Genomic DNA, 12,736 nt, shown 5'->3' with positions numbered 1-12,736 from the left:
CTTTCCCCGTCGCCGTGCGAACAGGAGATCCCCGCAGCCATGTCCCGTGTATCCACCGGTCCGAGCACGCAGCCCACCACCGCACATGCCCTGCTCAAGCGCCTGAGAGAACACGGCGTCGAGAAGGTGTTCGGCGTCGTCGGCCGCGAGGCCGCCTCGATCCTGTTCGACGAGCAGGACGGCATCGAGTTCCTGCTGACCCGGCACGAGTTCACCGCCGGTGTCGCGGCCGACGTGCTGGCCCGTATCAGCGGCCGGCCGCAGGCGTGCTGGGCGACGCTGGGCCCCGGCATGACCAACCTGACCACGGGCATGGCGACCAGTGCCCTGGACCGCTCCCCCGTCATCGCAATGGCGGCGCAGTCCGAGTCGCACGACATCTTCCCCAACGACACGCACCAGTGCCTGGACCTGGTCAAGATCGCCGAGCCGATCTCGAAGTACGCGGCCGAGCTGCAGCGCCCCCGGGAGATCACCGACCTCGTCGACTCGGCGGTGACCTCGGCGATGACCGAACCGGTGGGCCCGTCCTTCCTCAGCCTCCCGGTGGACCTGCTCGGCTCCTCTGAGGGGATCGACCTCGCGGCAGACCACGGCCCGGCCCGCACGCCGGCCAAGCCGATCACGGCGTTCCAGCCGGGCTGGGAGAGCAGCGCGGACGAGGCCGTGGCCCTGGTGCGCGAGGCCGCCCACCCGGTGTTCGTCGTCGGCGCGGCCGCCATCCGCTCGGGTGCCGTCCCCGCCCTCCGCGCCCTGGCGGAGCGGCTGAACATCCCCGTGATCACGACCTACATCGCCAAGGGCGTCCTGCCGCAGGGCCACGAGCTCAACTACGGCGCCGTCACCGGCTACATGGACGGCATCCTGTCGTTCCCCGCGCTGGAGACGCTGTTCGGGCCGGCCGACCTCGTGCTGACCGTGGGCTACGACTACGCCGAGGACCTGCGGCCGTCGATGTGGGAGCGCGGTCCGGCGAAGAAGACCGTCCGCGTCGCCCCGACCGCCAACCCCGTGCCGCGGATCTACCGGCCGACGGTGGACGTGGTCACGGACGTCCTGGCGTTCGTCGAGCACCTCGACGCGGGCACCCGCGGCGTCGCGGCCAAGAGCCGGCACGACATCGCGCCGCTGCGGGAGCGGATCGCCGACTTCCTGGCCGACCCGGAGCAGTACACCGACGGCATGCGTGTGCACCAGGTCATCGACTCGATGAACACCGTCATGGCCGACGCCGCCGCCCCGGGCGAGGGCACGATCGTCTCGGACATCGGCTTCTTCCGCCACTACGGCGTGCTCTTCGCCCGCGCCGACCAGCCCTACGGATTCCTCACCTCCGCGGGGTGCTCCAGCTTCGGTTACGGCATCGCCGCGGCGATCGGCGCCCAGCTGGCCAGGCCCGGCCAGCCCACCTTCCTGATCGCCGGCGACGGCGGCTTCCACTCCAACAGCGCCGACCTGGAGACCGCGGCCCGCCTCGGCCTGCCGATCGTCACCGTCGTGGTGAACAACGACACCAACGGCCTGATCGAGCTCTACCAGAACATCGGGCACCAGCGCAGCCACGCCCCCGCGATCAAGTTCACCGGTGTCGACTTCGTCCAGCTCGCGCAGGCCAACGGCGTCGAGGGGACCAAGGCGACGACCCGCGAGGAACTGGTCGCCGCGCTGCGCAAGGGCGTCGAACTGGGCCGCCCCTACCTGATCGAGGTCCCCGTCGCCTACGACTTCACCGCCGGCGGCTTCGGGGCGCTGAAGATCTGACATGACGGACACGGGCCTTCCCGCCGTCTTCGGCTTCCTCGCCTCTGCCGGCACCGGCAGAGGCGGGGCCGCCCCCTCGGCGGACTTCGCGACGCGCGGCCGGCACACCCCGATCGGGGAACGGCTGCGCCTTCAGAGCGTGGACGCCACGCTCGTCCACCCCGGTCCCGACCCCTCCCCGGCGTACGCCCGCGGCGCGGACACGTTCGCGCTGATCGCCGGGGAGCTCTACAACCGCGACGAGATCCACGCCACCCTCGGCACGCACGCCGGGGTGCCGGACGCCGAGTTGCTGCTCGGCCTGTTCGAGAAGTACGGGATGCACGCCTTCCGGCTGCTCAACGGGCGGTACGCGGCGCTGCTCGCGGTGGGCGACCGGCTGCTGGCCGCCACCGACCACGCCGGGTCCGTGCCGCTGTACGTACGGGCGGTGCCGGGGCACGTGCTGGCCGCGACCGAGGCCAAGGCGCTCGCCGGGCGGACCGCGACGGGGAGCGGCGCCCCGCTCCCCGGGGTGCGCAGGGTCCGCCGGCTGCCGGGGCTGCACCAGGTGCCGGCCGGTGCCGTGCTCGACATCCGCACCAGTAACGGGGCGGTGTCCGTGCACCGCACCTGGGTGCCGCCCGTGCACCGGCTCCTCGTCGGCGAGGACGAGGCCGTCAACCTGGTGCGTACGGCACTGGAGCGGGCCGTGGTCCGCCGGCTCGGCGCCGGCGGGCGGCCGCTGGTGGTGCTCTCGGGGGGCATCGACTCCTCCGGTGTCGCGGCCCTGTCCAACAGCGCGGCCCCGCAAGGGATCGACACGCTGTCGATGGGGACCGACACCGCGGACGAGTTCCCGCAGGCCCGGCTGGTCGCCGGGCACCTGCGCTCCGCGCACCGGGAGATCACCGTCCCCACCGCCGAATTGCTGGCCCAGCTGCCGCACACCGTCCACGCGGCGGAGACCACCGACCCGGAGGTCATCGAGTACCTGCTGCCGCTGACCGCGCTGTACCGGCGGCTGGACGGGCCGGCGCGCAGGGTGCTGACCGGGTACGGGGCGGACATCCCGCTGGGCGGCATGCACCGGGAGGACCGGCTGCCCGAGCTGGACACCGCGGTGGCACGGGACATGGACACCTTCGACGGGCTCAACGAGATGAGCCCGGTCCTGTCGGCACTGAACGGCCACTGGTCCACGCACCCCTACTGGGACCGGGAGGTGCTGGACCTGCTGACCTCGCTGGAGGCAGGGCTCAAGCGCCGCCACGGGCGCGACAAGTGGGTGCTGCGTACCGCGATGGCCGACCTGCTGCCCGCCGAGACCGTGAACCGGCCCAAGCTCGGCGTCCACGAGGGCTCGGGAACCTCGTCCGCCTTCTCCGCGCTGCTCCTCGGCGCCGGGGTCGCGGAGCCGGACGTGCCCGACGCCAAGGCCCGGGTGGTGCGGGAGCTGTTCGACCGGACGGTGGCCGGCGGTGCCGACCCGGACGGCATCGCGGTGGCCGAGGTCGTCGAGGCCGTCGCGGCGGGGGTGGCGGTGTGAGCGGCTACGAGCAGTTCCGGGGCAAGCGGCTCGCCCTGGTGGAGTCCATGCTGCACGACGCCTTCTACAACGGCATCCACCGCGCCCGGGACTTCGGCTGCGAAGTGTGGCTGCTGGTGCGGGGGGAGGAGTGGTACACCGGCGGGCGGCCGCTGTCCGGGCACCCGCTGGGCAGGGTCGACCGGGTCGTGCAGGTGGACACCCACGACTGGCGCGCGGTGGCCGGTGTGCTCACCGACGCGGACGGCAAGCCGCTGGTGGACGGCGTCCTGTCGTTCTCCGACTACCACACGGAGGTCACCGCCCGGGTCGCGGAGAGTCTCGGCCTGCCGTCGCAGGGGCTGGAGGCGGTGCGTGCCGCCAACCACAAGCACCTGCTGCGCGAGGCCCTGGGCGACGATCCGGCGAACGTGCGCTGGCGGCTGGTGACCCGCCGCGAGGAACTGGAGGCCGCGGTCGGCCACGTGGGGCTGCCGCTGATCGCCAAACCGCCCTCGGAGGCGATCTCGTTCGGCGTCCGCAAATGCCTGACGTGGGACCAGGTGCTCGACGCGTGGCGGGAGTTGTCCGCCGTCCGGGCCTCGCTGCGCGGCCAGCCGCGCCCCGGCCACGTGCTCCTGGAGGAGTACGTGCGGGGCACCGAGGTCAGCGTGGAGTCGATGACGGCGGGCGGGGTGACGCACTTCTTCGGCGCCACGTCCAAGGAACTGCACAAGGACACGCTGCTGGAGGAGGCCCACTCCTTCCCGGTCGCCCTGGACGCCGGTGTCTGGGAGGAGGTCCGCGCGTGCGTGGACCGCGCGCTGCGGGCGGTCTCGTACCGCCAGGGCCCGGCGCACACCGAGGTGATGATCACCGAGGACGGTCCGCGCATCGTCGAGGTCAACCCGCGGCTGCCGGCCCACATGATCTCGACCATGGTGACCGACGTGTGCGGCACCGATCCGCACCTGGACGCCAAGCTGCTCGCCGTCGGCGCCGAGCACGTGCCGCACCGCGGTCCGGGCGACGGGGCCGTGGGCGGCGCCGCGGTGGTCGTGCTCTTCCCCGACGAGCCGGGCGAGTTCACGGGGATCGACGGCACCGGGGACACGGCCGGCACCGACTCCACCGGCGGGGAGGGCCCATCGCCCGGGGTGTCGGTGCACCTGCACCACGAGCCGGGGGACCCGGTCGCCACCCGGCTGGACAACTCCGCCTCCGTCGGCTTCGTGTACGCGCGGGCGCACTCCGCGAAGGAGGCCCTCGACGAGGCCCGCAGGGCGGCGGGCCGCATCCGCATCCACACCCGGAAGGAGGCTCCGTGAACGGCCAGGCCGACTCGCACATCTCCCCGCGCTACGCGCAGATCCCCACGTTCATGCGGCTCACGCACGACCCGGCACCGGTCGGGCAGGACGTCGTGGTCATCGGCGCCCCCTACGACGGCGGCACCAGCTACCGCCCCGGGGCCCGGTTCGGCCCCCGGCAGATCCGCTGCGAGTCCGGCCTGATCCACGGGGTCGGCATCGACCGCGGCCCCGGGGTCTTCGACCTGCTCTCCGTCGTCGACGGCGGGGACATCGACCTGACGCCCTTCAACCAGCACATCGCCATCGCCACCGCGCAGGACCACCTGTCCCGTCTGCTGGCGGACAACGCCGCCTTGCTCATGCTCGGCGGCGACCACTCGCTGACGCTCTCCGCGCTGCGGGCCGTCCACGCCAAGCACGGCCCGGTGGCGGTGCTGCACCTCGACGCCCACTCGGACACCAACCCCGCCATGATCGGCGGCGAGTTCCACCACGGGACGCCGTTCCGGCACGCCATCGAGGAGGGCCTGGTCCAGGCGGACGCCATGGTCCAGCTCGGCATCCGCGGCCACAACCCGCGGCCCGACAGCCTGGACTACGCGCGCGGCCACGGGGTGCGCGTCGTCACCGCGGACGAGTTCGCCGACCTGGGCACGGCACGGACGGCGGACCTGATCCGGGCGAGGATCGGGGACCGTCCGGTCTACGTCTCCGTGGACATCGACGTCGTCGACCCCGCGTTCGCCCCCGGCACCGGGACGCCCGCCCCGGGCGGGCTCACCAGCCGGGAGGTGCTCGCGCTGCTGCGCACGGTCGGCGACCTCGACCCCGTCGGGTTCGACGTCATGGAGGTCTCCCCGCTGTACGACCACGCCGGGATCACCTGCGTCCTGGCCACCGAGATCGGCGCGGAGCTGCTCTACCAGTACGCCCGCGCACACCGGAAGAAGGAGGAGAACCAGTGACGACTCTGGACGTCACCCGGTACCGGGAGGACCTGCTCGCGCTCGCGACGCAGCTGCCCGCCGTGCCCCGCCTGGACCTCTACGGGTTTCTGGAGGCGGCGCACAAGCTCTCGCAGCAACTCCCCTACGAGATCAGCGACACGCTGGACGCCTTCAACCAGGGCGGCAACGAGGACGGTTACCTGCTCCTGCGCGGGCTCCCGGTCGAGGCGGAGGAGGATCTGCCCGTCACGCCGTCGGCCACGCCCGCGCCCGTCGACCGCGAGCGGCTGAACATGGAGGCCTTCCTGGCGCTCGTCGGCCGCCGGCTCGGCCTGCACACCGGCTACGCGGAGCTGCGGTCGGGCTCCGTCTACCACGACGTGTACCCGTCGCCGGGCGCGCACCACCTGTCCTCGGAGACCAGCGAGACCCTGCTGGAGTTCCACACCGAGATGGCGTACCACACGCTCCAGCCCAACTACGTCCTGCTGGCCTGCTCCAGGGCCGACCACGAGCGCCGGGCCCGCACCCTCGTCGCCTCGGTGCGCAAGGCGGTCCGCCTGCTGGACGAGGAGACGATCGACGCGCTCCACGGCACCAAGCAGCCCTGCGAGGTGGACGTGGCGTTCCGCGGCGGTGTCGAGGACCCCGGCGCGATCGCCAACGTCACGCCGCTCTACGGGCCCAAGGACGACCCCCTGCTCGGCTACGACCGCGAGCTGCTCAAGCCGCGCGAGGGGGCGGGCGCCGAGGCCGTGGCGAAGCTGTCCGCGTCCCTGGACGAGGTGACCGAGGCCGTCTCCCTGGAACCGGGCGATCTGCTGATCGTCGACAACTTCCGTACCACGCACGCCCGTACGCCCTTCTCGCCCCGCTGGGACGGCAAGGACCGCTGGCTGCACCGCGTCTACATCCGCACCAACTCGGGCGGGCAGCTCCCGACGGGTGGTGAACGCGCCGGCGACGTGGTCACCTTCACCCCGCGCCGGTGACCGCCCCCTGACGCGCCCCGCGGTTCCCGCGCCGATGTGCGCGGGAACCGCGGGGCGCCGGCGTGTTCTAGCCCTCCGCCCCCCGTGCCGCGGCGGCGGCCGGTCCGCGGTGCAGGCTGAGCATCCCGAGGCAGAGGGCCGCGGTCGCCGCCGCGAGCACCCACCACAGGCCGGCCGGCGCGTGTGCCAGGAAGAAGGCCACCAGCAGGGGGACCACGGCCAGCGCCAGTCCCACGAGGACCTGGTTGAACGCCTGGTAGGACCCCAGTTGCCGTTTCGGCGACAGGGTGACCAGCAGCACGGACAGGGTCTGGGTGGAGACGATCTCACCGAGCGTGTAGACGGCCATGCCGAGCACCAGCAGGGGCAGCAGGGCGCCGAGCGGCAGCGCGTCCGCGCACCCGAGGACCACCAGCAGGCCGGCGTGCAGGGCGGTGCCGGCCGCGACGACCCGCAACGGGGACCGGTTCCCCAGGCGGCTGCTGAGCGGGAGCTGGAGCACCACCATCGTCACGGTGTTGACCGCGAACAGGAGTCCCACGATCCAGGCCGGTGTCCGCAACTGGTCGACGAGGTACACCGGCAGGCCGGCCTCGGTGGCGACGATCACCGTGATGAGGAGGAAGTTGGCGACGGCGATCCGCACGAACAGCGCATCGCGCCAGGGACGGCCCCCGGCCGGGACGGCCTCCTTCCGGGCGGGACGCACGGTCGGCAGCGGCAGGTAGAGCAGCGCCGCCACGGCGAAACTGGCGGCGTTGAGCAGGCCGACCAGGACGAAGCCGGCGCGGTCCCCGGAGGCGACCAGCGCCAGTCCGGCGAGCAGGCCGCCGAAGCCCATCCCCGCGTTGAGGGCCACCCTCGACAGCGCCAGCCACCGCCCGACCTCGCCCTCGGGGGCGATCCCGGCCGCCAGCACCGGTACGGACACCTGCTCCGCCCGCTGCGCGACCGCGGCCACGACGGCGAGCGCGACGAAGGTGACGATGTTGTGGACGAACGGGTAGGCGACGAAGGCCGCCGTCCGCACCAGTGCGGCGGTGACCAGCACGGGTCGGGTGCCCCAGGTGTCGACGCACCGCCCCACCAACTGGACGGCCGGCAGCGCCAGTAGGGTGGCCACCGTGAGGGCGGTGCCGATCGTGGTGAGCGAGAAGCCGGTCACCGCGAGGAAGAACAGCAACTGGTAGGGGTAGAAGAAGCCGGTGCCCACGGCGTTCACCAGGGCCGCGAGTCCGAACCAGCCGACCCCCGCGCCCCGGGGCAGCACGGCCACCCGGGGTGCCTTCGTCTCCTGCGGCGCACTCCCACGCGTCGTACTGCCGGACTCCTCCGGAGCGTTCACAGCGGGCCCCCTCCTCGTCGCTTCTCGTATCATTCTGTTGCGTGCATGACAAAATTGGCCGAAAACCGTGCGCCTGATCGCACTCACGTGGGCATCAGCGCGCTGTCCTGCCGCAGGATCGCCTGGGCCAGTGTGCGCAGGCTGGGACCGGGGTCGATGCCGAGCTCCTCGGCGAGGGTCCGCCGCACGCGGCGGAAGACGCCGAGCGCGTCGGCCTGACGGCCCGACCGGTACAGGGCCAGCATCAGGTCCCGGTGCAGACTCTCCCGCAGCGGGAACCGCTCGACGAGCTCGTACAGTTCGGGGATGACCTCGTCGTGCCGCCCGAGCCGCAGTTCCAGGGTGACCCGGTAGTGCACCGTGGCGATGTGCTCCTCCTCGAGCCGTATCAGGGCGTTGCGCAGGCCCTGGTACGTGATGTCGAGCAGTGCCGGACCGCGCCACAGCTCGTGCGCCGACCTCAGCAGCCGGACCGCCTCCTCGGGCCGGTGCCACCGGTCCATGTCCCTCGCGGCGGCGACCCTCGCGCGGTAGGTCGCGATGTCGACCGCGCATAACTCCCCGCTCAACCGGTATCCGGTGCTGCACGACTGCAGCGCCTCGGAAGGACCGCCCGCGCCGGTCAGGGCGCTGCGCAGCATCCAGATGCCCGTCTGCACCTGCCCCGTCGCGGTGCGAGGCGGCCGCTCGTCCCACACGGCCCTGATCAGATGGTCCGTGGCGACGATCCGCCCCGGTTGCAGCGCCAGCGCGGCCAGGAGCCCGCGCTGCCTGCGCCCCGGAACCGTCACCGACGCCCTGCCGACCCGTAGTTCCAGCGGGCCCAGTACCGCGATCTGCACCGGTCTGGACGCACCGTCGCCCACCTGCACTCCCATGAGGATCCCCCCTCTGTACCTGACACGCGTAGATTCACGGAGCCATGAACCACTGCATAGGCAGTACACGGATACCCGGAAGGCATATCAAATGATGCGGTGAAGGGCACAGGAGTTCGCTCGCTCCATACCCGAGCACCCGTCCAGACCGGCCGCTTCGCCGCCCGGCACGCGAGAAGCGCCACGGCCGGGGCGATTTCCGGAAAACGCCTCCGCGGGCGGCCGAAATTCGCCGCTCACGACCGATCGGGGTATACGGCGGCGTTGCCGCGCAGCATTCCGGACAAACATCGGCCGGCGCCGGGCGCCGCCCCCGCCCCACTGCCAGGCCGGGCAGCCGCACCGCACCCGGAGGGCCGCCGCGTCCGCTGTCCGAAAACCTCCCGACCCTCCTGTCGCTCTGCGTACCGTTGATCTCACTGTGTGTTTCAGGAGGGGTGAATGAGGCAGCAGCGCCGCATGGTGCTCAAGACCGCCGTGGCCATGGGTACGTCGGTCCTGCTGGGAGCCGCGCGACCGGAGCCGCACGCCGCCGGCGGCCGGCGCGCGAGCACCGCCGGGCTGACGATGCGCTGGCTGGGAGTGGCGGGCTGGGAACTCCGCTTCGGGGAGACCGGCCTGCTCTTCGACCCCTATCTGAGCAGGATGCCCTTCGAGTCGCCCGACGGGGACCTCGACCCCTCGCTCCCGCTGCGGACGGCCCCCGAGAGCGTCGAGCGGATCGCGCGGGAGAGCCTGTCCGGTGCCCCCGACCTCCTCCTGGTCAGCCACGGGCACTTCGACCATCTTGCCGACGTACCGCAGTTGCTGGCCCGCGACGCCTGGGCGGGGCACCGCATCCGGACCCTGTGCGACGAGACCTCGCACCATCTGCTCGCCGCGATGGACGCCCCCGCGCGGCGGCTGGCCGATGTCGTCCGGGTGCAGGGCGGCGAGTACCTGCAGTTCCCCGGCTACACCGTGGAGGTCGTGCGCAGCCTGCACAGCCAGTTCGGCGACCACGGCTACTTCGCGCCGGGAACGCGCACCGCCGCGCCCGCCGCGCCCCGGACCCTCGGGGACCTGGTGGAGGGCCGGACGCTGGCCTACATGGTCCGCTTCGACGGGGGCCCGTCGGTCTACCTGTCCGGGACGAGCAACCTGGCCGAGCGCGAACTCACCGGCCTGCGGCCGGACGTGGCCGTCGTCGGCATGACCTCGTACTCCGCCGTGCACCGCTACCTGGAACGGCTGCTGGAGGTGCTCGGCGACCCGCCCGTCGTGCTGCCCAGCCACCACGACGACATGGTCACCCCGCTCGCCCGGCTCGCGACCGCGGCCCCCGGGACGGTGCCGGCCCGGTCGCCGGCCGCCGCGGCCCTGGACGAGGCGGCCGCCGCCCGCGGCGCCGGAACGCGGGTCGTCGACCCGGTCGCCCTGCGGAGCTTCACGCCGGCCTGAGCCCCGGGCCCCTCCTCTCACCGGTCTCTCCGCCCGCTCTCCGCCCGGCACGCCGCGCGACGTGCCGTACCAACGGTGAGCCGCCGACGCACGTGGCGCAGGCGGGAGTTGCGGGGAGCGGCCCGTTGCGGGCACGGCGCGAAGCTGCCAGGGTTCCCCGCGTTCTGACGTGTCCACGTCCCGGTGTCCACGGCACCGGGCGGTTCCCGCGGCGGTCGTATGCAGATCAGCACGGTCCACAACGGCACCGCCCGCGACGTGGGCGGAGGCCGACTGCCCACCGAACTGCGCAGGTTGCTGCTCGCGCAGTCACTGAGCCAGGCCGGGTTCGTCGTGATGAACCTCGCCATGCCGCTCATCGCGGCGACCTCGCTGCACGCCTCGCCGCTCGGGGTGGGCCTGGTCTCCGCGTGCCAGACCGTCGCGTTTCTGCTGATCGGGCTGCCCGTCGGGGTCTGGGTCGACCGGATGCGCAAGCGGCGGATCATGATCACCGCCGACCTCGTACGCGCCGCGGCCCTCGCCCTCGTCCCGGCCCTGTGGGCGCTCGACGCCCTCACGGTCGCCGCCCTCTGCGCGGTCGCGCTCGTGGTGGGCACCGCCACGGCCTTCTTCGACGTCGCGGAACAGAGCTACCTGCCGCACCTGGTGGCACCCGACCGGCTCGTCGCCGCCAACGCGCGCCTGGTCACCGTGGAGCAGACCGCGGCGGTCGCCGGCCCCGGGACCGCGGGACTCGTGGTGCAGGCGGTCACCGCGCCGCTGGCCGTCGCGGTCACCGCCGTGTCGTACCTGGGCTCGGCGGTCTTCCTCGGCCGCATTCCGGACCGCGGCGAGCGAATCGCGGCGAAGAGCGCGGAGCCCCTGCACCGCGCGGTGGCCGAGGGCGTCCGCCATGTGTGGCGGCATCCGCTGATCCGCCCCCTCGTGGCCTGCTCCACCACGATGACCTTCTGCTGGAGCATGGGGTACGCCATGCTCCTGGTGCTGCTCGCCCAGGACCTGGCGGTGCCCGCCGCCACCATCGGACTGCTGTTCACCGCGGGCGGGGCGGGCGGGCTGCTGGCCACCGCCGTCGTACGCCGCCTCATCGAACGGCTCGGCGACGGACGCGCCGTCGTGCTGAGCGTGACGGTGGCCGGCCCCTGCACGCTGCTGTCCGCGCTCGCCGCCCCCGGCCCGCGGCTGGCGCTGGTGGCCTGCGGCCAGTTCGCCTTCGCGGCGGGCGTGGTCGTCTACAACGTCGCCCAGGTCAGCTACCGCCAGCGTTCCGTGCCGCCGGACCTGCTGGGCCGCGTCAACGCGACGGTGCGCTTCTTCGCCTGGGGCGCGCGACCGCTCGGCGTCATCGCCGGGGGCCTTCTCGCCGAGTCCTTCGGCACCCGGACCGCCGTCTGGGCCGGGGCGGCCGGCACCGCCCTGGCGGGTCTGTGGCTGCTCTGCTCGCCGCTGCGGTCGCTGCGCGTACTGCCGGGTCCGGACACCGCACCGCGACCGGGCCTTCTCCCCTGACTTCGCCCACCGCACCCCTCACCCGTCGCAGCCCACCGAAGGAGACCCCGTGCACGGCGCCGGCCCGGCCCCCCTGGTGTGGATCACCACACCCGACAACTACGACCCGCGCGTCCAGGAGCGCCTGAAACGCGAGGGTTCGGGGCGCGTGGACATGCTGCGCGCGGCCGGCTTCGACGTGCGGGTCGTCCACTCCTGCGACATCGTCCCCGCCTGGAACGGCCGCCCGCGCCTCCTGCACGACGGGGACGACCTCCTCGCAAAGCGGGCGGGCTTCCTCGTCACGTCCTGGACCTGGGACCCGGGCATCGCCCGCCACCTGGAGGCCGTCGTCCGGACGATCCGCGCCTCGGACAGCGTGCTCCTCACGGACGGGACCCTCGATCCCGACGGCCTCGGCACCGACAAACTGGCCATGTACCACCACGCGGCGTCGCTCGGCGCACCGGTCCTGCCCACGGTCAGCGTGCCCTTCGGCCGCTACGCGCGCCGCGCCCTCGACGCGGTCCGCTCCGAACTGCCCGAAGGCCCCTATGTGGTGAAGCCGCGATCGATGGCCATGGGATTCGGTGTGCTGAAGGCCGACACACCCCAGCACCTCGCCGCCACGGTCGACCTGCTGGCACCCTCGGGTCTGGGCTGCCTGGTCCAGCCCCACCTGCCCAACACCGGCGACCTGCGGGTCTACGTGTCCGAGGGCAAGACCGTCGCCGCGCTGCTGCGGCGCCCCGGGGACGAGGCGTACCTGGCCAACGTGAGTCAGGGCGGCAGCGGTTCCGTGCACGAACCTCCGGGTGACACCGCCGCGTCGAGTGAGCGGCTGGCCCGCAGCCTCGAGGCGGACTATCTGTGCGTGGACTGGCTGCTGGCCGGGGACCGCCCGGTGTTCAACGAGTGGATGACGGTGCTGGCCGGCTACGAGGACCTCAAGGGCGCCCCGCGCCTGCGCGTCGAGGCGGCGCTCGTCGACCACATCCGGCACCGCCTCTCCGCGGCCACGTGACCCCGCCCCGGTCCGGGCACCGGCGTGAGCGCCCGGAC

Annotated in this window: 10 protein-coding genes; 8 read left to right on the top strand and 2 right to left on the bottom strand. The window is 73.0% G+C overall.

What is annotated here, in order from left to right; all coding sequences use genetic code 11:
• Positions 1-39 precede the first annotated feature (39 nt).
• From ABZ883_RS12155 to cs1, 5 genes are read left to right on the top strand one after another with little or no spacing between them, the layout of a single operon-like run.
• Positions 40-1,761 (top strand): thiamine pyrophosphate-binding protein, encoded by a 1,722-nt coding sequence (locus ABZ883_RS12155; protein ID WP_360905497.1) that lies wholly within the window; start codon positions 40-42, stop codon positions 1,759-1,761.
• A 1-nt stretch (position 1,762) separates the two neighbouring features.
• A complete protein-coding gene (locus ABZ883_RS12150) occupies positions 1,763-3,289 on the top strand; it encodes an asparagine synthase-related protein (RefSeq protein ID WP_360905496.1) in 1,527 nt (508 codons plus the stop codon).
• On the top strand, positions 3,286-4,596 hold the full coding sequence (locus tag ABZ883_RS12145) for an ATP-grasp domain-containing protein (RefSeq protein WP_360905495.1): 1,311 nt from the start codon (positions 3,286-3,288) through the stop codon (positions 4,594-4,596). Before ABZ883_RS12150 ends, ABZ883_RS12145 begins: the two co-directional genes overlap by 4 nt.
• A gap of 53 nt (positions 4,597-4,649) precedes the next feature.
• Positions 4,650-5,546 carry an agmatinase gene (gene speB / locus ABZ883_RS12140; RefSeq protein ID WP_360905616.1) on the top strand — a complete coding sequence of 299 codons (897 nt, stop codon included), beginning with the start codon at positions 4,650-4,652 and terminating at the stop codon, positions 5,544-5,546.
• Positions 5,543-6,520 (top strand): clavaminate synthase Cs1, encoded by a 978-nt coding sequence (cs1, locus tag ABZ883_RS12135; RefSeq protein WP_360905494.1) that lies wholly within the window; start codon positions 5,543-5,545, stop codon positions 6,518-6,520. The genes speB and cs1 overlap by 4 nt, the downstream gene beginning before the upstream one ends.
• A gap of 67 nt (positions 6,521-6,587) precedes the next feature.
• Here the strand turns inward: cs1 and ABZ883_RS12130 are convergent, their stop codons facing one another.
• Together ABZ883_RS12130 and ABZ883_RS12125 are read right to left on the bottom strand one after the other, a co-directional pair.
• Positions 6,588-7,865: an MFS transporter gene (locus ABZ883_RS12130; RefSeq protein ID WP_360905493.1), complete on the bottom strand. Its 1,278-nt coding sequence runs from the start codon at positions 7,863-7,865 to the stop codon at positions 6,588-6,590.
• Positions 7,866-7,948: 83 nt separating this feature from the next.
• Positions 7,949-8,743 (bottom strand): AfsR/SARP family transcriptional regulator, encoded by a 795-nt coding sequence (locus ABZ883_RS12125; protein WP_360905492.1) that lies wholly within the window; start codon positions 8,741-8,743, stop codon positions 7,949-7,951.
• 441 nt (positions 8,744-9,184) lie between these two features.
• On the opposite strand from ABZ883_RS12125, the gene ABZ883_RS12120 reads away from it, so the two are divergent.
• The 3 genes from ABZ883_RS12120 (at position 9,185) to ABZ883_RS12110 (ending at position 12,698) form a co-directional block, all read left to right on the top strand.
• Positions 9,185-10,183, top strand: a complete 999-nt coding sequence (locus tag ABZ883_RS12120) for an MBL fold metallo-hydrolase (RefSeq protein ID WP_360905491.1) — start codon at positions 9,185-9,187, stop codon at positions 10,181-10,183.
• A gap of 219 nt (positions 10,184-10,402) precedes the next feature.
• Entirely contained in the window at positions 10,403-11,695 is a 1,293-nt protein-coding gene (locus tag ABZ883_RS12115) for an MFS transporter (RefSeq protein WP_360905490.1), read from the top strand.
• Positions 11,696-11,744: 49 nt separating this feature from the next.
• Entirely contained in the window at positions 11,745-12,698 is a 954-nt protein-coding gene (locus ABZ883_RS12110) for a hypothetical protein (protein WP_360905489.1), read from the top strand.
• The last annotated feature ends 38 nt before the right edge of the window (positions 12,699-12,736 follow it).

This window comes from Streptomyces sp. NPDC046977 (assembly GCF_040644455.1).
Classification (GTDB): domain Bacteria; phylum Actinomycetota; class Actinomycetes; order Streptomycetales; family Streptomycetaceae; genus Actinacidiphila.
This window is presented reverse-complemented; position numbering and strand designations above follow the sequence as displayed.

Excerpts from the sequence above, each read along its gene's own strand:
- ABZ883_RS12155 (WP_360905497.1), top strand. The coding sequence starts at position 40 with ATGTCCCGTGTATCCACCGGTCCGAGCACGCAGCCCACCACCGCACAT.
- ABZ883_RS12150 (WP_360905496.1), top strand. The coding sequence starts at position 1,763 with ATGACGGACACGGGCCTTCCCGCCGTCTTCGGCTTCCTCGCCTCTGCC.
- speB (WP_360905616.1), top strand. The coding sequence starts at position 4,650 with ATGCGGCTCACGCACGACCCGGCACCGGTCGGGCAGGACGTCGTGGTC.
- ABZ883_RS12125 (WP_360905492.1), bottom strand. The coding sequence starts at position 8,743 with ATGGGAGTGCAGGTGGGCGACGGTGCGTCCAGACCGGTGCAGATCGCG.
- ABZ883_RS12120 (WP_360905491.1), top strand. The coding sequence starts at position 9,185 with ATGAGGCAGCAGCGCCGCATGGTGCTCAAGACCGCCGTGGCCATGGGT.
- ABZ883_RS12115 (WP_360905490.1), top strand. The coding sequence starts at position 10,403 with ATGCAGATCAGCACGGTCCACAACGGCACCGCCCGCGACGTGGGCGGA.